The following is a 23,539-nucleotide window of genomic DNA, read 5'->3' on the forward strand; positions in this document are numbered from 1 at the left end:
TGACTTATCAAAAAATATCAGTAAGTGAATTTGTTCTAAGTAAGTAGGCAGAAATAAACCAAACTATGTTAAGAAAAGTAAACAAGCCTGAAACTCTTACCAATGACCAATGACAAAGGACAAATGACGACCCTCGACCGTACGGTTTATTTGCGCTGACCTACTTATCCGCGCAATTTAAATCTGATTAAACAACAGCTTTGGGAGGCAATTGGTAAGTGAAAGTAGTAGAATTTTTGTCTTATTTAAATAGTTTAGATATCAAAGTTTGGCTGGAGGAGCAGAAGCTACACTATCAGGCTCCCAAGGGAGTAATGACATCAGAAATTAAGCAAGCAATCGGGACTAGAAAATCTGAAATTCTCGCATTTTTAAAACAAGGTAAAACCCCTACTAATACTGCTGAATTAACGATTATTCCTGTTTCACGGGATGAAGATTTACCCCTATCTTTTGCCCAACAGCGGCTCTGGTTTCTGCACCAGCTATCACCCGACAGTACTGCTTACAATCTGTTGGAGGCGCTGCGGCTAGAAGGTGCGCTAAATTTAGTGGCTCTGGAACAGAGTTTGACTGAACTGATTCGTCGTCACGAGGTCTTAAGAACTACTTTTCCAATGGTAGACGGAAAACCGATCCAGCGAATTGCTCCGCCCTCGACAGTAACCTTGGAAATTGAGGATTTACAGGGGTTATCGACAGAAGAACAAACGGCGCAATTTCGACAGATGGCGATGGCTGCTGCATTAAAACCCTTCGATTTGGCAGGAGAACCCCTAGTACAGTTTACGTTATTGAAACTGAGTCACTATTCGTATATACTACTGTTGAAGATGCACCACATTATCTACGATGGTTGGTCATTGAGCATTTTCTTCGGTGAATTATCTCAGTTATATGAAGCTTTCACTCAAGGTTTACCCTCCCCTCTAGCTGAATTACCGATTCAGTATGCGGATTTTGCAGTTTGGCAACGTCAGTGGCTCACAGGTGAAGTCCTAGATCGCCAACTGAATTACTGGCGAGAACAATTAGCAGGGTTAACTCCCATCTTGGAACTGTCAACGGATTATCCCCGTCCCCCAGTTCAGACTTTTCAAGGTGGGGTTGAGTGTTTTCAACTGGATCGCGACCTGACGCAACGCCTCAAGCAGTTGAGCCAGGAGTCAGACGCTACGCTGTTTATGACCCTACTGGCAGGTTTTTTGGTCTTAATTTCTCGTTATAGTGGTCAGTTGGATCTGGTGGTTGGCTCCCCCATCGCCAACCGCAACAGCAAGAGTGTGGAGCGGCTCATGGGGTTTTTTGCTAATACCCTAGCATTAAGGGGTAATCTGTCTGGAAACCCCACTTTTCGAGAATTCCACGAGCAAGTGCGACAAACAACGTTGTCAGCCTATGCTCACCAGGATTTCCCCTTTGAAATGTTGGTAGAAAAGTTGCAGATAGACCGTGATTTGAGTCGTAATCCCCTGGTACAGGTGCTGTTTTCTCTCCAGAATACTCCCCAATCTTCTAGCAATTTGTCAGGTTTAATTATCCAAAATATGCCCTTACCACTTGATGTCAGGGCTAGATTTGACTTGGAAGTGAACTACTGGGAAATTCCAGGAGGTCTGGAGGGTGTTTGGTGCTATAACTCTGATTTATTTGATGCAACTACAATTACTCGCATAGGGGAACATTTTCAAATTTTACTCCAAGCAATTGTGGCAAATCAAGAAATGCGAATTTCGGAATTGCCACTGTTAAGTGAAGCCCAGCGTCATCAATTGTTGGTGGAGTGGAATGATACTCAAGTAGATTATCCCCATGATTTGTGCATTCATCAGTTGTTTGAGGAGCAGGTAGAGCGCAACCCGGATGCTGTGGCGGTGGTATTTGAAGAGCAACAACTTACCTATGATGAGTTGAATTGTCGCGCTAATCAGTTGGCGCAATATTTACGTTCTTTGGGAGTGTCCGCAGATGTGTTGGTGGGTATTTGTGTAGAGCGTTCCTTGGAGATGGTTGTGGGACTTTTAGGAATTCTCAAAGCGGGTGGGGCTTATGTGCCCTTTGACCCAGATTATCCCCAAGAGCGTTTGAGTTTTATGCTCGCAGATACTCAGATAAAAGTGCTGTTAACACAACAGAATTTAGTTGAGAAATTACAAAAACATCAAGTAAAACTTGTTTGTTTGGATACTGACTCTCCCGTGATTGCTCAATGTAGTCAGGATAATGCGATCGCTACGCCTATCGCTGATGTACAAGCTACTAACTTGGCTTATGTGATTTATACATCAGGATCTACAGGTCAGCCTAAAGGTGTGGAAGTTGTTCACCGTGGTGTTAATCGTCTGTTGTTTGGAGTAAATTACGTTCATTTGGATGCAAACCAAAGATTTCTTCAGATAGCCCCAATTTCTTTTGATGCTTCCACATTCGAGATTTGGGGAGCTTTGTTGCATGGTGGAAAATGTGTTATTTTCCCAGAAAGTATTCCTACCGCTAAAACTCTGAGTGAGGAAATTCACAAACATGGCATTACTGTTTTATGGCTAACATCTGCTTTATTTAACTCTATAATTGATGATGACCCACAAGCATTATCAGGAATTAAACAGCTACTAATTGGTGGAGAAGCACTTTCACTTGCTCACGTTAATAGAGCTTATGAAACTCTGCCATTTACGCAAATCATTAATGGATATGGTCCGACAGAAAGCACGACTTTTACTTGTTGTTATCCTATCCCTAGAAAACTTGAGACAACTATAGAGTCAATCCCCATTGGTTCTCCCATTGCTAATACCCAAGTCTACATCTTAGACGAGTATTTGCAACCAGTTCCCGTAGGTGTACCAGGAGAGTTACACATTGGTGGCGCAGGTTTAGCACGCGGCTATCTCAACCGACCAGAGTTAACCCAAGAGAAATTTATCCCCAACCCTTTTGATAATTCAAAATTATATAAAACCGGGGACTTGGCACGCTATTTACCTGATGGGAATATAGAATACTTGGGACGCATCGATCATCAAGTTAAAATTCGTGGCTTCCGCATTGAATTAGGCGAAATTGAAGCCGTACTTAGTCAACATGAGGATGTGCAAATATCTTGCGTCATTGTCCGCGAAGATACCCCAGGTGAGACTTGTACTGAGCGTAGCCGAAGTAAGCAGTTAGTCGCCTATATTGTGCCGCAAAAAGATGTCACACTCACAACTAGCGAACTGCGTCAGTTTCTTGGCAATAAACTACCTGGATACATGGTGCCAAATGCTTTTGTGATGTTGGAGTCTTTACCACTTACTCCTAATGGTAAAGTAGACCGCCGCGCCTTGAAAGCACCTGCTCACACCAGTAACTCCGATAGATTTATCGAAGTGCGTAATCAATTGGAATTGAAACTGCTGCAAATCTGGTCAAATATTCTTAAAGTTGACAAAATTGGGGTACAGGATAACTTTTTTGATTTGGGTGGTCATTCTCTTTTAGCTCCCTATTTAATGACTCAAATTAAGCAGCAGATTGGTAAAGATATTGCTTTAAAAGACCTGTTTCAAAACTCGACAATAGAACAGTTAGCAGCAATTATCCAAAAAGAATCCGAAGACTCTTCTCCATCTTGTTTGGTAGCAATTCAGCCCAAGGGTTCAAACTTACCTTTCTTCTGTGTTCCAGGTGCAGGGGGGAGACCTTTTTACTTCTATCAATTAGGACGTTGTTTAGGAGATGATCAACCGTTATACAGTTTTGAAAATAATCTGTATCAGGAATTAGGTGCGATTACTCATATTGAGGATATGGCTAGTATTTACATTGAAGCCATGCAAGCTGTTCAGCCACAGGGACCATACTTTTTAGGCGGACATTCTTATGGGGGAAATGTAGCTTTTGAAATGGCTCAACAGTTGCGTAACCAGGGACAGGAAGTTGCTTTGTTGGCAATAGTTGATTCTTCAGCACCAACCTATAAAGATAAACAAATGCTGATTGATTATATTAATTGGGATCATGCGAGGTGGTTAGTTGAAGTGAGCAAAGGCATAGAAATTTATTTAGAAAAGAATGTGGATATTTCTTATGATACTCTGCAATCTTTGACTGTGGATGAGCAACTAAAATACATTTTACACTATTTCAAAATGGCTAATATGCTCCCTCCAAATGCTGAAATTACCCAGTTGACAAATATCGTCCAAGCTTATAAAAATAGCTGTTTATGTCTGGTTGATTATGTACCAAAACAGCCTTATCCAGGTAAGTTGACAATTCTCCGCGCTAATGAGGATCTACCAGAAGACCCTAATAGTCATTTAAATGCTGAGGTTTCACAGGATTTATCCTTGGGCTGGAGTGAGTTTTCTAGCGAGCCAGTGGATATTCATTTTGTCCTAGGAAACCATATCACAATTATGGTTGAACCCCATGTCAAGGTTTTAGCAGAACAGTTGAAAGCTTGTATTCAGCAAGCACAAGCAAACATCTAAGTGATGAGTGGGGTTGATCACAATGAAAACCAATATAAACAAGTGGGAGTAAAAATGGATAAAAACGAATTTATCAGTATATTTGACAGTTTAATTTTCCATCCAGTGACTAGAGATTACTATGGTGAAAAAGAGTTTTTCAATGTGGGTTATTGGCACTCTGATACTCAAAATCAGCATGAAGCCTGTTTTAATCTGATGGAAAAGCTGTTAGAATTTATTCCAAGAAAGCAGGGAAATATCCTCGATGTTGGTTGCGGTTTGGGAGCAACTACCAGTCATCTCCTCAAGTATTATTCGCCTGCGGATATTGTGGGCATTAATATTTCCACCAAACAAATCGAAAGAAGTATAGTTAATGCGCCAGGCTGCAAGTTTATTTGCATGGATGCTGTGCAGATGGAATTTGAGGATGATTTTTTTGATAACATTATCTGTGTGGAGGCTGCTTTTTACTTTAATACAAGGGAGAAGTTTCTGAAAGAGGCTTGGCGTGTATTGAAGTCAGGGGGAAATCTGATTCTCGCCGATCTCATTTTCGACACTACAAAGTATTTTGGTGATTTGATTGTAACTGAAAATATTGTCAAAAATAAAGATATTGAAGATTATAAAAGTCTTTATCAACAAGCAGGATTTCAGCCAATAGAATTTGTGGAAGCGACAGAGGAATGCTGGAAAACACACTACCGAGATTTGAAATCTTCGATGATAGAGGAATTAAAAATAGGAAAAATAGATGAAGAAACCTATAATTTAAATGTGGTTGGTATAGATGCTTTGCTAGATTCTTCATCTATAGATTATTTGTTGGTTTCAGTAAAGAAGCCAGTAAACTTACTGTGATATTTTGTTCTGTTTTTATTTGATGAGGTAAGACAATGTTTCAGTTGCTATCAGGCAAAAAAGTGGTGATTATTGGTACAAGCTCAGGGATTGATCTGGCGATCGCCAAAAAAATGGTAGAAGTAGGGGCGAAAGTTGTACTTTCCCACTCATCTGCAGAGAAATTAAATGAGGCGATGGCGTTGATTTCTCTGGGAATTGAGGGTAAAACTGTTGATCTGTTGAATGAGGATGCAGTCAATGCTTTTTTTGAGCAGATCGGAAACTTCGATCATTTGATTGTAACGGCGATGGGAGACAGAAATATGCCGCGATCGCTTTTAGCAGAGATGACCACCCAAACCGCTCAAGGTGCGATGGATAAATTCTGGGGGACGTTCTTGGCTGTGCGTGGATCGTTGAAAAATATAGCGCCTGACGGCTCTATTACCCTCACATCCAGTGTCACTATCTTCAAATCTTCAAAAATGGGAGGGATTTCCGCGATCGCTGCAGCAAATGGTGCTGTTGCGGTGTTTGGGCGCTCACTGGCGTTAGAAATTGCACCGATTCGAGTTAATGTGATTGCACCTGGACTGATAGAAGATACAAGTATCTGGAGCAGTCAAAGCGAATCTGAACGCTCAGACCTGACAAAATGGGCGATCGCCGCATTACCTGTCGAGCATCTTGGTCAACCTGAAGAAATCGCGCAAGCAGTGTTAAGTTTAATTACCAATCCCTATGTTACAGGGGTTATTTTGCCTGTGGATGGCGGTGTAACGTTGCTGTAATCAAAATTTATTCAAATTATGAATTATGAAAAATGATTCTTTTTAATTACAGCAGTTTTCAGGTATTTAGACCACACCCCGATATCTGTATTTCTTTCTTCCTTCCCTACGGGACGCTCCGCGAATGCGCCTTCTCTTCCCTACGGGACGCTCCGCGAACGAGACGCTCCGCGAATGCGCCTTCTCTGCGTTCGCGTAGCGTGTCGTTCGCGGTAGCGTTGCGTAGCAAAGACAGACGCTGCGCGTTCGCGGAGCGTCTCGTAGAGAATGCGTGAGATATAAAAATGTGGTTCATTTACCTGAAAATCGCTGTAATTCAGCATTCATAATTTATTAAATTAAGAGAGATTTCAACTTATTTTTAAAATATGCCAACCCAAGTTGTTCAAGCTCAACCCATAACCAATGCTTTTTCAGATTTTACTCAATTTTGGGCAGGTGTAAAAGCGATTGCTGCACCTTACTGGTATCCAACAAAGCCAAGTGAAAGAGCATTCTCAGACGTGATTCGTTCATGGGGAATGCTGATTCTCCTGATATTACTAATAATCGCGCTTGTAGGTATGACGGCTTTTAATAGTTTCGTTAATCGCTATTTGGTCGATACTCTTATTCAAGAAAAAGATTATTCCAAGTTCATTAACACCTTATCAGTCAATATTGTTGTACTTGTCTTGGTAACGCTTTTAGTAGGATTTTCTAAATTTGTCAGAAAACAAATTGCTCTTGATTGGTACAAATGGCTCAATAATCAGATTTTAGATAAATATTTAAGCAATCGTGCTTATTATAAGATTAACTTTAAAGCAGATATTGATAACCCAGATCAGCGTTTATCCCAAGAAATTGAACCTGTTACCACTAATGCTCTGAATTTTTCAGCTACTTTCCTGGAAAAAGTCCTGGAAATGGGGACTTTTTTCATAATTATCTGGTCAATTTCCCAACAGATTGCGGTTATTTTGCTTGCTTATACAATTATAGGTAATTTTATTGCCATTTACTTAAATCAAGAATTGACTAAAATTAATCAAGAAGAACTCGTATTTAAAGCTGACTACAATTATTCCTTGACGCATGTTAGGAATCACGCTGAATCAATAGCTTTTTTTCAGGGAGAAACCCAAGAATCAAATATAATTGGGAAGCGATTTAATCAGATTTTCAAAAATACTGAACGCAAGATAAGTTGGGAGAGAGGCTCGGACATTTTTAGTAGAGGATATCAATCTATTATCCAAATATTCCCCTTTTTAGTACTCGCACCTTTATATATTAGAGATGAAATTGATTTTGGACAACTGGGACAAGCCGCTTTAGCTTGTAATCTGTTTGCTATTGCTTTGGGACAATTAATCAGTGAATTTGGGACTTATGGACAATTTTCTAGTTACGTTGACCGTTTAACTGAGTTTTCAAATGCTTTAGAAGCACTGACTAAAAAACCAGAGAATGTCAGTACCATTAAAACAGTAGAAGAAAACCATCTGGCTTTTGAGCATGTCACTTTACAAACACCCGACTATGAGCAGGTGATTGTTGAAGACTTATCACTTTCTGTCAAAGCAGGAGAAGGTTTATTAATTGTTGGTCCTAGTGGTCGAGGTAAAAGTTCTCTGTTGAGAGCGATCGCTGGTTTGTGGAATGCGGGGACTGGTCGTCTGGTGAGACCTCCCTTAGAAGAAGTCTTATTTTTGCCGCAACGTCCTTATATAATCTTAGGAACTTTGCGCGAACAGTTACTTTATCCTAGTACAAATCGTCAAATACCCGACGCAGAACTGAAAGATATTTTGCAACAAGTTAATCTGCAAAACTTACTAATTCGAGTCGATGGCTTCGATACAGAAGTTCCGTGGGAGAACATATTATCGCTAGGAGAACAACAACGCCTTGCATTTGCACGACTGTTAGTTACTCATCCTAGGTTCACTATATTAGATGAAGCAACGAGTGCTTTAGATTTGAAAAATGAAGGTAATTTATATCAACAATTACAACAAACAAAAACAACATTTATCAGTGTGGGACATCGGGAAAGTTTATTTAATTATCATCAATGGGTTCTGGAACTCTCACAAGATTCCAGTTGGCAACTTTTGACTGTACAGGATTATCGGCGACAAAAAACCAAAGAAATTGTCACTAGTCCCCCTGACAATGCTCAAATCCTAATAGATGATTTTCCTCATAATGAATCTCAAAGTCAATCAAAAAAACAACTAGTTACAGGCACAATTGAAGGGTTATCTCATCAAGAAATGCAGACATTAACCGACTATTCACTAAGCAGTATTAGAAGCAAAGCCAGCCTTGGTAACTCCATTACTGCTAAGGACGGCTTTACCTACCGCTATAACAAAAACCCCAAGGTGTTGAAATGGGTGAAGGTTTAGCCGTTACTCATAATTGGTAGGTAAAACTTCTGGTGCTTTCGCCCAAATGAGCAAAAATTTGAATCATAAACAGAGTAAGAGTTAAAGCAATAACGACATCAAACTTTGATCAAATCATGAGGCATAAAAAATGGCAACCATCTTTGTAGATGAACAAGAATTAACTAAACAAATAGTCCAAGATATTGAGCGAAATGAAATTGCTATTGCTGTCAAAAAACTGCGTCAACAGGCGGAAAACTCTTGTGAACTTCCTCCAACTTGGCTACTCAACACAGCAGATGCTTTAGAAAATAACGACTGGAGTATCTTGTCTGCAGGCTTTATCAATATGGATTTTATTGGTAAAAATGGCTATTTCTTAATTATCGCACCTTACCAAATAAATCGACAAAGCCAACCCCATGTGACGTTAAGCGCACTTTACGGGAAAATACACGATAACCAAGAACCATCTATTGAACAATTAGAAAATCTGGTGCGGGCAAAATTTGGCACAATCGGACAACCAATTCCCATAAACCTTTCCTTTACCGAGATTGCTAGTTGGGGTAATGTCAGTGGTGAAAATGGTGAAGCCTTTGTAGTCCCACATAGATGGTGTTTTCCTAATAGTGTTTGTGGTCCTGCATTAAACAATGCAAAAGAGCAGCGACGACGTTTTTTAGGTTCCAGCCACGAATGTATCCAAAAAATATTTGAATGTGAAACAGCTAATTTACTATTAGGTCCATTAGAAGACGAAATCAATGGTGAACGCTATCGCCACGTAGATACTCAAGTTCATGAAGCAGGACATGCGAGTGGTTTGGGATTTGACTTCAAGTTAAAGCATAAACTTTTCCGAAACTATACCAATTCTGGTGTAGAGGAATGGCGATCTGATAGCCTAGGGTTTGAGTTTGCAGCTTGCACTTTACCTGCTCAAGAAGCTGGGAAGTTGGTAGCTGTCAATTTCTGCATTCGCTTTGGCTTAGATGCTCACCGTTTAGGAGGGATAGAAAAAGATGTGGATGTATATGCTAGCCTTATCAGCTTAGAATATCTTTTTCAAAATGATGCCATATATCTCACTAAAAATAGTCAATTAGCTTTACGTAATTTGAGTTATCCAGGTTTACTCCAAGCCGTGGAACTCCATCGAGCGCAAGCATTATGTCTTACCCGAAGAGAGTTAAATCTTAAAAGTCCTACAGGTCTTTTATCTCTGTACAAAGTAGACATTCACCCATCAACTCAATCAATTTTTCAGGGACTAATTATGGAACGCTGTCAAGGAATTTGGGCACAGTTGCAATAATAATTTTTATGTCTTTTTGGCGTTGTTGCGTATCCATAATAGAAAATTAATTGTTATGGCTCACTTGAACGATAGTTTTGTGTTGTAAATCTCAAAATCGCATTTTCCGAAACATGACTGAACAATCTTTTGATGACCCTAATTTTCATTTTCAGGCAAATTCTACGCAAGCGGGACGGGCGCTAGAAAAAGAAGCCAATTTACCGCTCACAGGTTGGCAACAGGAGGTTTCTAAAGGACTAGAATTTGGATTACCAGCCGCCGAAAGTATACGCGATCGCTCAATTCCTACCTTTTCTCGCGGGGAATTGCCTCACTTTGCCGGAATTAATACTTTCTTGAAAGCACCATACGTAGAAGATGTGCGGAAAGTTGGTGAATATGACGTTGCTGTTGTCGGCGTACCACACGATTCTGGAACTACTTATCGACCAGGTACACGTTTTGGACCCCAAGGAATCCGCCGAATTTCTGCATTATACACACCCTATAATTTTGAATTGGGTGTAGACTTGCGTGAGCAGATTACTCTCTGTGATGTAGGCGATATTTTCACTATTCCCGCTAATAATGAAAAGTCCTTTGACCAGATTTCCAAAGGTATTGCACATATCTTTAGTTCTGGAGCATTTCCTATAATTATGGGAGGCGACCATTCTATTGGTTTTCCTACAGTTCGCGGTATTTGTCGTCACTTAGGTGATAAAAAAGTCGGGATTATTCACTTTGATCGCCATGTAGATACCCAAGAAACAGACTTAGATGAAAGAATGCATACTTGTCCTTGGTTTCATGCGACAAATATAAAAAATGCGCCAGCCAAAAATCTGGTACAATTGGGAATTGGTGGCTGGCAAGTACCGCGTCAAGGTGTAAAAGTTTGTCGAGAAAGAGCTACGAATATCTTAACAGTAACAGACATCACTGAAATGGGGCTAGATGCAGCCGTCAACTTTGCCCTAGAAAGAGCATTAGACGGTACAGATTGCGTTTACATCAGTTTCGATATTGACTGTATTGATGCTGGCTTTGTCCCTGGAACTGGCTGGCCTGAACCCGGTGGATTGTTACCGCGAGAGGCACTATATTTGTTAGGTAAAATTATCCAAAAAGCGCCAGTTTGTGGACTGGAAGTTGTGGAAGTTTCACCGCCTTATGATATTAGCGATATGACATCATTAATGGCAGCGCGAGTAATTTGTGATACGATGGCACATTTAGTTGTATCCGGTCAATTACCGCGCAAACAAAAAGCTACATATATTCACCCCGCAGCCGAACCACAATTAATTGAGGAATGGAGGTGAGTTTTGCACGAAACTGACATGACGAAGGCACTAATTTTAACAGTAAAAGATTGGTGGGAATCCCAACCTGAGCGACCAGAAATTTCTCAAGTTCACTTAATTGTTGGTAAGTTCACTTGTGTGGAACCTGCTAGTTTACAATTTGCGTTTGAAGTGCAAACACGCAATACCTTTTTAGAGAAAGTTAAACTGAACATTCAAGAAACACCACTGATTGCTTTTTGTCATTCTTGTCAACAAGAATATTTACCGCAAATTGGTTTAAAGTATGGCTGTCCTGAGTGTAATTCTCCAATGGAGGATATTCGCTCAGGTAGAGAGTTGAAAATTGATAGGATTGAGTACGCTTATGCATCAAACCTTTGACGCGGTATTAGGAATTAATTTACTCCATGTTAATCAACAAGGTGCTGACCACAACCGAGCGCATTTTGATCAATGGGGAATTACTTGTTTCAACATTATGAGTAGTCCCGGTGCTGGAAAAACAGTACTACTGGAACGCACTTTGGCAAGTTTAAGTAATGAGTTGAAAATCGCTGTCATTGAAGGGGATATGACAACCGATTTAGATGCAGAACGCCTGCGGAAATATGGTGTTCCTGTAATTGCAATTAATACAGGTCGTTCCTGTCATTTGGATTCCCAAATGGTAGCAGGCGGTATTCATCAACTGGAGCAGGAATATAATCCTTCGGACTTTGATTTATTACTGGTAGAAAATGTGGGTAATTTAGTTTGTCCGGCTGAATTTGAAGTAGGAGAACATGCCAAAATTGCTTTATTAAGTATTACTGAAGGTGAAGATAAACCACTGAAATATCCAATTATGTTTCAAGCAGCAGATTGTTTGTTGATTACAAAAATAGATTTGGCTCCTTATCTAGATATTGATATTAGCCGCATTGAAGCAAACGTCCGCCAGATGAATCCCGATGTGGAGATTATTGCTATTTCTACTAAAACAGGTGAGGGATTAGAAGTTTGGTTTAATTGGGTGCGTAGACGCGCAGCAGCGAGTCAAGAGGTCGAAAACCATATTTTTGATAGAATCTGACCCACCTCCCCACCTCAGCATTCCCCCCTTGAAAACCCTGAAACAAAGGCACACCAATCACATTTAGCAACCCACGCCAAGGCGGTTAGGACGCAGTCCGAGGGTGTCCCATCTGTAGAAAACTATCTTGGGAGCAATTTGCTTCCTTGGTGTTGGCGATCGCTTGCTCTAAATTCTCAGCCCGTTCTCCACGAAGGCGATTATTGTCGGATGCACCAAGACTGTTTTGCACAATCGCCCACTGTTGTGGCCACTCGCCTATTCCATTGAAAAGCTTTCCGTAACAAGCAAAATGCTCCAAAAATAGTGGTTCTTGCGTACTTAGCGTGCTAAATATGTTGAAAAATAAGCTTGAAATCCTTGCTGGGATAAGATGACAGCCATTATTTACTGCCTTTTAGGTCTGATGATTAAAATTTTGGCTATAAGCGCCTGTAAGCCTTGATTTTAAAACAAAGTTATCGACTGTAATTAAAAATTTAGCACGTTAAGTACGCAAGAACCGCATTTTTCAGAAAGTAATCACCAAGCACACCAACTGCGCTTAAGGCAATAGCGACACAAATTGCTATATAGGTTTGATTCATAATTTTCAATTATGTGTTATATTTATCACAATTTATAACTTAATGCTGGGAAAAGAAAATATCATCTGTATTAACGAATTTACGTTGTTTCACGCTTTTTACAACTATTTTCATATCAGTGACAATCCTCTACTCTCCTTTGTAATTTCTATAATTTATACTATATACCATAGCATTCGTAAATCTGTTAGTTCATAATGCACGTGATCACTAAGTAGGTCGGCGCAAATAAACCGTACGGTCGAGGGTCGTCATTTGTCCTTTGTCATTGGTCATTGGTAAGAGTTTCAGGCTTGTTTACTTTTCTTAACATAGTTTGGTTTATTTCTGCCTACTTACTTATGTTCACTACTTAATTGTCATTATATGCGTATAAAAAATAACCCCCTTGCGGGGGTTGGATAAGTTATTCGGGTGGAGTAGGGGATCTAGGCCTAGGTCCCCTACTAATACTCAAAGGATGTACAACAATCCGAACAAAATGATCCAAATTACATCAACGAAGTGCCAATAAATTTCCGCAGCCTCGATACCGAAACGCTTTTCGCTACTGTAGTGACCCGGAAGGCGCGATCGCCACAATACAGCCAAAATCGCCAAAACGCCGATAGTCACGTGTAAACCGTGGAAACCAGTCAACACATAAAAGGAACTAGCAAACAAATTGGTAGTTAAACCAAATTCCAGATGTGTATATTCATACACCTGACCTACCAAGAAAATCACACCCATCGCCGCCGTAATTGCCAACCAAATTTGCGTACCCCGCGTATCATTCTTTTTGATAGCAGTATCAGCATTGTGCATCACAAAACTGCTAGCAATCAGATTCACAGTGTTAAAACTCGGTAACAATAGTTCCAACTCCGGCGTACCTTCAGGAGGCCAGACAGGTAAAGTAGAACGGAAAGCCAAATAAGCGCCGAACAACCCCATAAAAATCATACCTTCAGCCACCAGAAAAACAAATAGACCAAACAAACGATGGTCTGGATGTTCTTCGTGATGATCTACGGCTGCAGTATGGTGATAATTCAGTTCAGTTTTAGCTGGGTCAATAGTTTGACTTTGCATGAATTTTGTAGATAGATGAAAGGGTTAAGAGTCAAGGAGTCAAGGAGTCAAGGGTCAAGGGTTAAGGGTCAAGGGTCAAGAATTAATATTTTGACTCTGGACTTTGGACTCTGGACTCTGGACTCTGGACTTTTATCCTTGAGTTGGCTCAGGTTCGGCTGTTAAAACAGAGTTCGTCCCAGCAGACAACACAGGATTAGGGTCAGATAAAGCCTTGGACAAACCATAGTCATAGGGACCAGTAGCCAGAACTGGGAGTGTCTCAAAATTCTCAATCGCAGGAGGTGAGCTAGTCATCCACTCTAAGGTCAATCCATTCCAAGGATTATTACCTGCTTTTTCGCCGTACAACCAACTCCAAATGGCGTTGACAATGAAGGGTAATGTCGAAACTGCAAGTATGTAAGAGCCATACGTACAGATTTCATTCAAACTGGTGAATTGGGGGTCATATTGGGCAATTCGGCGGTTCATACCCATTAACCCTAATTTGTGCATGGGTAAGAAAGTCATGTTCAGGCCGACGATAGTCAAAGCAAAGTGAACCTTACCCCAAAATTCGTTGACCATGCGTCCGGTGATTTTCGGAAACCAGTGATAAATGGCAGCAAAAATCCCTAACACACTACCACCAAAAAGGACATAGTGCAGGTGGGCTACCACAAAATAGGTGTCATGAACGTGAATATCAAAAGGAACAGCAGCCAACATCACGCCACTAATTCCGCCGATCACAAAGGTGCCGACAAAGCCGATAGCAAATAGCATGGGAGTGTTGAGACGAATTTTTCCGCCCCACATCGTCGCCACCCAACTGAAAATTTTAATTCCTGTGGGTACGGCAATGATCATGGTAGTGATCATAAAGAACATCCGCAACCAACCGGGGACACCGCTGGTAAACATGTGGTGCGCCCAGACGATCAGCCCTAAAAAGCTAATAGCTAAACTGGAATAGGCGATCGCTTTATAGCCAAAAATCGGCTTGCGAGAATGTACGGGAATGATTTCGGAAATTGCCCCAAAGAAGGGCAAAATCATGATATACACCGCTGGGTGGGAGTAAAACCAGAACATGTGCTGGTATACCACCGGATCACCGCCACCAGTGGGGTTAAAAAATGTTGTACCGGCTAATAAATCAAAAGAAAGCAGAATTAAACCGGCTGCTAACACCGGAGTTGATACAAGAACCAAGGCCGAAGTAGATAACATCGCCCAGCAAAATAAGGGCATTTGGAAAAGCCCCATACTGGGAACACGCATCTTGATAATGGTGACGAGGAAATTCAGCGCCCCCAAAATCGACGAAGTACCTAACAGCAAGACGCTGATAATCCAAATAGCCTCACCTACCTCACCTGTAACCAAACTCAAGGGAGGGTAGGAAGTCCAACCCGCATCAGGTGCATCACCCACCACTAGACTGGCGATGAGTAACAAACCTGCAGGCGGAATCATCCAAAAAGCTACACCATTCAACCGTGGGAATGCCATATCCCTAGCCCCAATCATCAGGGGAATCAGATAATTAGCAAACCCAGCACCGGCGGGCACAATCCACAAGAAAATCATGATTGTGGCGTGGAGGGTGAACAGGCTGTTATAGACTTCTGGGGTAACAAAATCTACATCTGGGGTGCGGAGTTCTGTCCGCACCAAGTCAGCCATCACACCGCCAATGCAGTAAAAAATAAACGAAGTGACTAGGTATTGAATCCCAATTACCTTGTGGTCAGTGTTGAAGCCAAAATAGTCTCGCCAATGTCTTTTCCCTGGTTCTTCACTCAGGGCGGGGATATTAGCAGTTTCTTGCAACTGAGCTTGTGTCATATGTCTTTTGTCATTTGTCCTTTGTCAGTTGTCCTTTGTCCTTTGTCCTTTGTCTTTTGTCCTTTGTCAGTTGTCAGTTGTCATTTGTCCTTTACTAATGACTAATGACCAATGACTAATGACTAATGACTAATGACCAATGACTAATGTTGATGAGCCGCGTGAACCTGATGAAGCATTTCTGGGTGAATTCCCATGTCCTTGGTGTAAGGGGCGAGAAATTCATCTGGGGTGAGATCGGCTGGGTTAACAGCAACGGCTTGATTGAGGGTTTCGCGGCTAGCAAGTAGCTGCTCTTGCATCCATTTCTCAAACGCTTCCTCTGACTCAACGACTACTTGGGTTCTCATTGCACCGTGGTAGGGGCCACAAAGTTCGGCACAGATCAGGGCATAATCACCTTCTTTTCTAGGTGTGAACCGAAATTCGCTCTGCCTACCGGGGATCGCATCTTGCTTCAGGCGGAACTCTGGCACCCAGAAAGCGTGAATCACATCGCTAGCGGTCATATTGATTTGCACTTGACGCCCGATGGGAACATGCAGTTCACCTGTAGTTATACCAGTTTCTGGGTATGTGAATAGCCAGGCGTACTGTAGACCAGTGATATTGACGAGTAATTCCCGTGGTTCGCTTGCTTTTTCAGGACTAGGGTTAATGGTGGGAGCTACACTCTCATCACCAGGGGGATTCTGCATATCGGACATTTCATCAGCATTGCCGACTTCTGCAGTAGCTGGTTCTGGGAGTGGTGCCTCAGATTGCTCTTGACTGAGGCTGGGTTCACTGCTGGGTGGTGTATCGCTTAAAGTTGCGGCCATTGCCATCCCAGGCATTTTCATTGCATCCTGAGTCATTGGGGCTTCATGGATAGCATGGGGATCGAAGCCGCCAATGTCATTATATACTTCAAAACTGTAAACAGAAATACCAATCACGATAATTGCTGGGATCGCCGTCCAGAGGATTTCTAGAGGCACATTGCCCTCAATTGGTGGGCCATCTTCATTGTCACCAGCACGCCGGCGGTATTTAAATGCAGCGTAAATCAAGGCACTTTCTACTATCAGAAATATCCCTGTAGAGACGATCATCATCGCGTTAAACAGACCATCCACTAAGACGGCTTCATCCGTGGCTGCTGTAGGCAACAGTCCGTGATTTTGACCGTACCAAAGGCTGACCAGCGTTAGCACGATGCCAATGAGTAATGTCCAGATGGAACTTGGAATTTTCACGGCTTACTTAAACTGAATTTACTACGTTATCTCAAAGCTGCCCACTTACCAAGGTAGTCCAGCCTATAAGATATTGGGTCTAACGGTCTGAAATTTTTATTAATTTTTTTGGCTACATAACTAATCTTGATTGACATCCTCCCACCACTAATTCGGAGTACCGAATATAGTGGGGGATTCCAAAGATCGCTCTTTGGGTTTCCTCTTTCCACGACCCGACTTACTTGGAGGAGTTTCCCCACCCATACAGAGGTCGATGTCTCCAGAGGCGTTAGTTCCGACGTGACCCGCCGTACTCAATCCTTTTGCTAAAATGTTCCGCGCTGCGTTCCAGTCCCTATCTTGGGTATGCCCACAATGAGGACAAATATGAGTTCTGGTGCTAAGAGTCTTTTTGACAACCTCTCCACAATTAGAGCAATTCTGTGAGGTGTAGTGTGGTGTCACAGCAACCGTGACAACACCAAACACCTTACCAAAATACTCAACCCATTCACGAAACAGCGACCATGAAGCGTCACTAATCGACTTAGCCAATCGGTGATTTTTCACCATATTCCGCACCATCAAATCTAGCCTTCGGCAACGGCTTCGCCGAACATACGCCACGAGGTCGTTAGACTTCACCACGCACCTTGCTGTCTTAACAGCAAAATCTTTACGCTGGCGACTTACTTTGAGGTGTTTACGAGCAAGTTTATTTCTAAACTTAATTCTATTTTGAGAACCTTTTCTAGTCTTAGACATCCGCCGTTGCAAACGCCTCAAGGACTTTTCACTTTTACGAAGATGTCTAGGGTTGGCGACTGTTTCTCCGTTACTATCTGTATAGAAGTGGTTTAACCCCACATCAATACCAATAGTTTTACCAGTTGGTTCTCGCTTTTCTACTCGTTTATGGTCGATGCAAAACTGGCAATAATAGCCATCTGCACGACGCACAACCCGCACCCTTTTAAACTGTTTCTTGTGGTAGAAATGCAGGTCACTGGTTCCCCAGAGTTTGAAAGTTCCCGCTTTAAATCCATCAGAAAAAGTGATATACCTGCGGTCATCAGAAAGTTTCCATCCACAAGTTTTGTACTCAACAGAACCATGTGTTTGTTCTTTCTTAAACTTTGGATATCCCTTTTTTCCTGGCTTATTTTTCTTGCAGTTATCAAAAAACCGAGCAATAGCAGACCACGCTCTTACCCTTCGGGAAGGCTTCGCCAACAGCACTAGCTTGACGAGCCATCGAATTAAGCTTGGCGACCCAAGGAAACTCAATATTAGCCGCAAGTACAGCGCAGAACTTACTGAGGTCGTATCGCCCAATACCCTTGTTATCCATCCAGTATCTAAGGCTGGCATTGCGAACAAAACGGGCAGTTCTAATCGCTTCATCAAGCGCTTGATACTGTCCGTCTTCTCCCTCAAGTTTGGCCTCAAATACCAGCATATTTACGTCATGTACATTAACGTAAACTATAACATGGATTGGCAAAAAACTCAACTGTTCCCTTTCCCTTACTGGCTTACAGCCAGTTGTGGTCGGGGAACGTTTCGTTTTTTACCCTCGATTCATCTCGCCGCCAAATCAAAGATTATGGCGGGAGCCTTCTCTCCGATTTAGGTAAAAAAGATTTATCAGATATTGCCAAGAGTAAATCTCAATCAATCGAAAAATTTAAGGAAAAATTTAGAAAGGTGAAATTAATTGCCATTTATCAACAGTTGAGAACTGGAAAAATCCCTAAAGCTTTAGGCTAAAAGTGGCTAGAGTGATTCAAAGTATAAGTGAAAGCAAATTTAGAAACCCTGGTCGTATAAGCTAGGGTGGAGATGGGTCGTGACTGACAACTTAAAGAATTTTGATAAATATTCAAGAGCGGGCATAAGGAATCGTCCATGAGCCAATTTGTCCTACAACAACAAAATGAAGCGGCAACCCTGCAGCAAAAACCCCAGGAATTAATTCGGCGCTTGGTGTGGAAAATTTGCATAGCCACCTTGATTTTGATGGCGATCGGCAGTGCTACCCGCGTGATGAATGCTGGACTTGCTTGCCCAGACTGGCCGTTATGCTACGGGGAATTAGTACCAGCCAAGCAAATGAACCTCCAGGTGTTCTTGGAGTGGTTCCACAGGTTAGATGCAGCCTTGATAGGTGTCAGCGCGATCGCACTTGTGGGCCTATCCTGGTGGTATCGTCGCGCTTTACCCACCTGGCTACCTTGGGCATCCACGTTTGCCCTGTTTTTAATCGTCTTTCAAGGCATTTTGGGTGGACTCACCGTCACCGAATTGTTGAGGTTTGATATCGTTACCGCTCACTTAGGAACGGCGTTATTGTTTTTCACCACCCTACTGGTCATCGGCACCGCACTCACCCCATATCACGGAACTGGAACTGTGGGCAAGTTACCTTGGTTAGGTTTAACTGCCAGCGTTTTAGTTTACCTGCAAAGTCTACTAGGTGCTTTGGTCGGTTCCCGTTGGGCACTTCACCAATGCTTTGGTGCGTCTCAACTTTGTAATGTAATGTACAGCCATATTTTTGGCTTAGTCCCACCAACCGTGGCAATCTTGGCTGTGGTCTTCATCTCCTGGCGCACACCAGCACTACATCCGGCTTTGCGACGACTGGCAAACATGGCTGGTGGGTTATTAATTTTACAAATCCTCTTGGGCGTTGCTACTTTCCGATTACATCTCCAAGTCGAGCCGCTCACCGTCTCTCACCAAGCTATCGGAGCTACTTTGTTGGGTGCTTTAGTTGCTTTCACAGTTCTAGCACTCCGCGACTGGGCTGCTAGCCGTGAAATCAACACTTACCCTGCTGATTTCACAGCAGCTGCTACAAGGAAAGAAGCACAGGTCAACGGGGGCTGACTATCAAAAACTTCGCCCACGAATCGGAGTTTTGGGCATGGTTCATGGTGAATGGGAGAGCCACTGCGGTGGACTGGTTCCCCTGCATCTAGCAAGTGGCGTCATAGGGAAGAGTTCCCAATGCCCAATGCCCAATGCCCCAAGTCGGCGGCTGCTCTCCCTCTAGACCCTCAAGGTTGATTAAGTTTTTCCCGCCGACTTCCAATGAAGTTGTTAAAAAATAAGGAACTAGAGCCAAAATGATTGAGACTAATGTCTCTCGCCACCACGAAACATTTCTACAGGTAATTCAAAGCTACTACCAGCTAACAAAACCTCGTATTATCCCGTTGCTTTTGATTACCACTGCTGGCAGTATGTGGATTGCTGCTAAGGGAGAAGTAGACCCATTACTGTTACTAGTAACTCTTACTGGTGGCACTTTGGCTGCTGCTAGCGCCCAGACGATTAACTGTATCTATGACCGAGATATTGATTATGAAATGGAGCGGACGCGCCATCGTCCCATGCCTTCCGGTAAGATACAGCCGCGTGAGGCGCTGATTTTTGCTATTGTTCTGGCTGTGCTTTCTTTCACAATACTTGCAGTATTCGCCAACATCCTAGCCGCCCTGCTAGCATTCTCTGGTATTGTATTCTACATCTTAGTTTATACCCACTGGTTGAAACGCCACAGTACCCAAAATATTGTGATTGGTGGGGCTGCTGGGGCAATTCCGGCCCTGGTAGGCTGGGCTGCTGTTACGGGTACTTTAAGCTGGGCAGCATGGTTAATTTTTGCTATCGTCTTTGTCTGGACACCGCCTCATTTTTGGGCATTAGCTTTGATGATTCGGGATGATTACGCAAAAGTTGGGATACCAATGCTACCAGTAATTGTGGGCGATACAGCCACAGTGCGACAGATTTGGTATTACACCTTGGTAACAGTTATTGCCACACTGTTATTAGTGTTTCCCTTGCACGCTACTGGGATTGTTTATGCGGCGATCGCCCTGTTTTTGGGAGGATTGTTTATTCACAAGTCTTGGCGCTTGTTGCAAAACCCAGAGGATCGGACTGTCGCTAGAGAGTTATTTCTCTATTCCATCTCCTACATGATGCTGTTGTGTCTGGCTATGGTGGTGGATAGTTTACCTATTACCCATAATCTAGTTAATGCGGCAATTGATCAGCTGCATTTTATTAGTTAGGTTAGGGTAATGATTGCGATCGCGTTACCTTTTGTGGGCGCGATCGTAGTTTAAGGAAATGTTTAAACGCAGAGGGTCGCGGAGGTAAGCGCAGAGGGTCGCGGAGTTTTTAAGTAGAATTTTATTAATAGGTAGTTTTATCCAAAAGCTTGATTTAATTATCAATAAAAATGTTGACACATTACATAAATACAGCAATGCACAAAGCAACTTATGAGTTGCTTGAGGATGGGACTTTTTATAGCGAAATTCCTGATTGTCCTGGTGTTTGGGCGAATGCTGCAACACTGGAAGCTTGTCGGGATAATTTGCAAGATACTCTTGAAGGATGGATTATTTTAGGATTGCGTTTAGGTCATACTTTACCGATACTTGATGGTATTGATCTGAATTCCAGCAAACAGGTTGTCTAATGCCACCTTTTGGATCAATTAATCGGCGGGATTTGATTTGTTACCTAAAAATGGAATCAATGTAATACCGTTTCACTTTAATTAACTGAAAACTGCTGTAATGGAAAATCAACTTACCATCACTTGGGACGATCGCTCTTCACGCCACAATTGATATAACCGATTCGCTGGCATTGTCAAATATAATATATCTCCTTCACTGAGATTGGTTTCGAGTAAATCCCACCCATGAAAGCTTACGCTATTTCGTTCTACGTATAAAGGCACGAAATCAGCGGACATTGCTACATCTTTCACCAGTTGACCGCAAAAGGGGTGTAATGGTGTAATTACAGTAGCAAAAGCTACCCAAAGACTATCGGCTGTAATCCCATTACCAAGAATACGCCCTCCGAGTGCAGCGGCTGCAAATGCTGGGGCTGCTAGTTCGGCTGGACTTAGTACCGCCTCGAAATCAAATACCTGTTGCGCCATACCGGCAAAATCAGGGTCAGCATAATGGACAATTACTGGTATCCTCGGTGCCAATCCTTTGGCTTTCAGGGCAATTTCTAGGTTAATTGCATCGTTATTGGTAACAGCCAGCACAGCGGTTGCCGTATCTATATTGCTGGCTTTGAGGATGGCGCGGAAGCTCGCATCGCCTTGGATAACGGGAATACCAAGTCCACGGGCGGTGTTGACAAATCTATTATTGGAGTCGGTTTCAATTACTACTACCTCATGACCGCTGGCGTGGAGTTCTTGAACTATTCTAATGCCGATACCACTTAAGCCACAGACTATGTAATGATGTCGCTGGGGAATACGGGCGGCGTCCCAAAATTGTTTGAAGCGGCTTCCTAGGATAAAATCGGTGAGCATGGCGTACCAAATCCCAATCACCGCAGCGCCCACCAACATCATCACGACGGTAAATAACTTAATACTGACGGGAGCATTTTCTACTACTTTATCATTACCACCGGCGCCAGTAATCATGCCGACGGCAAAATATAAAGCATCAACAACAGATATCTTGAGATTACCAGAAACATAAGTGAGTGTGGCTAGCAAAATAATTACCAACAAAATCATCGCCACCACTACTACTGATTGAGCATGTTTTTGAAATTGTCGCAGACTGGTACAGACTTTCAGCAGTTTTCTAATCCAGGATTTGCGAGTAGAACGGATGCGGGGTTGGATACCCACAATTAAGCGATCGCCTACTGTTAATTCTTTGCCATTCAGCACTGCAGATACTAAATCAATCTCACCTTCTACAGGTAAATAATAAATTAGCATCCGCGAACGATCTTCCCACATATCACTCAACTTTCGACCGAGCCAAGGATGGTTCTCATCAATATATTCTTCCTGAATTGGCCAGGTTTTTTGAAATAGCTTGATTTGTCCAATCGCTTGATTTCCCAGATCTGCAAAAGTGAATACTGGTGCTGCTAACCCGACAACACTCATACTCAAATGATTTGGCAGAGTTTGATCCAAACGTTCAGCTAAACTTGTATTATAAAAGCGGTTGATAATCCGAATCTGGGGATTCAGCACCCGCGCCTGCATCATAATAGACAAATTTCGCTCATCATCAGCGCCGGCGATTACCAAAGTTTGCGCCTGCTGAATTCCCGCTGCTGTCAGGGTAGCCGCTGTATGTACATCGCCAATAATCACATCACCGTCAGCTTCCCCTGGTATGGGTTTGTGATGAATACCAACGACAAATGCTCCCTGCTGTCTGAGCAACCGAAAAACTTTATATCCAGTACGTCCTAAGCCACAAACAATAATTCGGGGTTTCATGAGAGATGTGGATAGTTAGCAGTCAACGGTCAACAGCCAACTACTTCAAGGGTTGTTTTGATTTTTTCGAGTTCCCTGAATTTATATTGTTGCCCACTTTCATCGAGTAGAACTGTAGCTGACATCACCAAATTAACTGCGCCCCTACGCGGATTTCCCAACCGTTGCGTGATAACCACCAATCGTAGGGGCGCAAGGCCTTGCGCCCTGAATTTGTCGCCCCCTCAGCGCGAATTCCCCCACCGTTGATAACCCAATACAGTTCAGTTAGACTCCAATGGTATACAGTGTAGGGGCACGGCATCCAAAATCTTTTCTTCTAATGACAATTTTATTCGTGCCGTGCCCCTACGACAATTTTCCTTAA

The 23,539-nt window shown here is 42.5% G+C and carries 17 protein-coding genes and 1 pseudogene; 12 read left to right on the forward strand and 6 right to left on the reverse strand.

All coding sequences use genetic code 11. The features are described from left to right. Positions 1–218 precede the first annotated feature (218 nt). The 8 genes from HEQ19_06545 (at position 219) to hypB (ending at position 12,157) form a co-directional block, all read left to right on the forward strand. Entirely contained in the window at positions 219–4,478 is a 4,260-nt protein-coding gene (locus tag HEQ19_06545) for an amino acid adenylation domain-containing protein (GenBank protein WYL99232.1), read from the forward strand. A 3-nt stretch (positions 4,479–4,481) separates the two neighbouring features. Beyond that, positions 4,482–5,324, forward strand: a complete 843-nt coding sequence (locus tag HEQ19_06550; protein WYM03286.2) for a class I SAM-dependent methyltransferase — start codon at positions 4,482–4,484, stop codon at positions 5,322–5,324. Positions 5,325–5,359: 35 nt separating this feature from the next. Beyond that, complete coding sequence (locus HEQ19_06555; protein ID WYL99233.1) at positions 5,360–6,097, forward strand: SDR family oxidoreductase; 738 nt, start codon at positions 5,360–5,362, stop codon at positions 6,095–6,097. A gap of 368 nt (positions 6,098–6,465) precedes the next feature. After that, positions 6,466–8,493 (forward strand): ATP-binding cassette domain-containing protein, encoded by a 2,028-nt coding sequence (locus HEQ19_06560; protein ID WYL99234.1) that lies wholly within the window; start codon positions 6,466–6,468, stop codon positions 8,491–8,493. 130 nt (positions 8,494–8,623) lie between these two features. Beyond that, positions 8,624–9,793 carry a DUF6014 family protein gene (locus tag HEQ19_06565; protein ID WYL99235.1) on the forward strand — a complete coding sequence of 390 codons (1,170 nt, stop codon included), beginning with the start codon at positions 8,624–8,626 and terminating at the stop codon, positions 9,791–9,793. 113 nt (positions 9,794–9,906) lie between these two features. After that, complete coding sequence (gene speB, locus HEQ19_06570; GenBank protein WYL99236.1) at positions 9,907–11,100, forward strand: agmatinase; 1,194 nt, start codon at positions 9,907–9,909, stop codon at positions 11,098–11,100. 18 nt (positions 11,101–11,118) lie between these two features. Beyond that, on the forward strand, positions 11,119–11,466 hold the full coding sequence (gene hypA, locus HEQ19_06575; GenBank protein ID WYL99237.1) for a hydrogenase maturation nickel metallochaperone HypA: 348 nt from the start codon (positions 11,119–11,121) through the stop codon (positions 11,464–11,466). Then, positions 11,450–12,157, forward strand: a complete 708-nt coding sequence (gene hypB / locus HEQ19_06580) for a hydrogenase nickel incorporation protein HypB (protein ID WYL99238.1) — start codon at positions 11,450–11,452, stop codon at positions 12,155–12,157. Before hypA ends, hypB begins: the two co-directional genes overlap by 17 nt. Positions 12,158–12,242: 85 nt before the next feature. Here hypB and HEQ19_06585 read toward each other — a convergent pair whose 3' ends face one another. The 5 genes and pseudogenes from HEQ19_06585 to HEQ19_06605 form a co-directional block, all read right to left on the reverse strand. Continuing rightward, positions 12,243–12,389 carry a hypothetical protein gene (locus tag HEQ19_06585; protein WYL99239.1) on the reverse strand — a complete coding sequence of 49 codons (147 nt, stop codon included), beginning with the start codon at positions 12,387–12,389 and terminating at the stop codon, positions 12,243–12,245. A gap of 808 nt (positions 12,390–13,197) precedes the next feature. Then, positions 13,198–13,818 (reverse strand): heme-copper oxidase subunit III, encoded by a 621-nt coding sequence (locus HEQ19_06590; GenBank protein WYL99240.1) that lies wholly within the window; start codon positions 13,816–13,818, stop codon positions 13,198–13,200. A gap of 132 nt (positions 13,819–13,950) precedes the next feature. Beyond that, the gene (ctaD, locus tag HEQ19_06595) at positions 13,951–15,651 is read right to left on the reverse strand and encodes a cytochrome c oxidase subunit I (GenBank protein ID WYL99241.1); all 1,701 of its coding nucleotides are present in this window, start codon (positions 15,649–15,651) and stop codon (positions 13,951–13,953) included. Positions 15,652–15,794: 143 nt separating this feature from the next. Continuing rightward, positions 15,795–16,889, reverse strand: coding sequence for a cytochrome c oxidase subunit II (locus HEQ19_06600; protein WYL99242.1), 1,095 nt, complete (start codon positions 16,887–16,889; stop codon positions 15,795–15,797). A 147-nt stretch (positions 16,890–17,036) separates the two neighbouring features. Next, a pseudogene (locus HEQ19_06605) lies at positions 17,037–18,330 on the reverse strand (transposase). Between the two features lie 38 nt (positions 18,331–18,368). Between HEQ19_06605 and HEQ19_06610 the strand changes: the two are divergent. The 4 genes from HEQ19_06610 to HEQ19_06625 all read left to right on the forward strand — a co-directional run bounded on the left by HEQ19_06610 (position 18,369) and on the right by HEQ19_06625 (position 21,369). Next, positions 18,369–18,641 (forward strand): hypothetical protein, encoded by a 273-nt coding sequence (locus tag HEQ19_06610; GenBank protein ID WYL99243.1) that lies wholly within the window; start codon positions 18,369–18,371, stop codon positions 18,639–18,641. Positions 18,642–18,779: 138 nt separating this feature from the next. Further along, positions 18,780–19,763: a heme A synthase gene (locus HEQ19_06615; GenBank protein ID WYL99244.1), complete on the forward strand. Its 984-nt coding sequence runs from the start codon at positions 18,780–18,782 to the stop codon at positions 19,761–19,763. 239 nt (positions 19,764–20,002) lie between these two features. After that, positions 20,003–20,956 carry a heme o synthase gene (locus HEQ19_06620; GenBank protein WYL99245.1) on the forward strand — a complete coding sequence of 318 codons (954 nt, stop codon included), beginning with the start codon at positions 20,003–20,005 and terminating at the stop codon, positions 20,954–20,956. Between the two features lie 170 nt (positions 20,957–21,126). After that, positions 21,127–21,369, forward strand: coding sequence for a type II toxin-antitoxin system HicB family antitoxin (locus tag HEQ19_06625; protein ID WYL99246.1), 243 nt, complete (start codon positions 21,127–21,129; stop codon positions 21,367–21,369). Positions 21,370–21,477: 108 nt separating this feature from the next. On the opposite strand, the gene HEQ19_06630 is transcribed toward HEQ19_06625, so the two are convergent. Beyond that, entirely contained in the window at positions 21,478–23,172 is a 1,695-nt protein-coding gene (locus HEQ19_06630; GenBank protein WYL99247.1) for an NAD-binding protein, read from the reverse strand. Positions 23,173–23,539 lie beyond the last annotated feature (367 nt).

Origin of the sequence: Gloeotrichia echinulata CP02 (assembly GCA_038087035.1) — a bacterium.
Classification (GTDB): Bacteria; Cyanobacteriota; Cyanobacteriia; order Cyanobacteriales; family Nostocaceae; genus Gloeotrichia; species Gloeotrichia echinulata.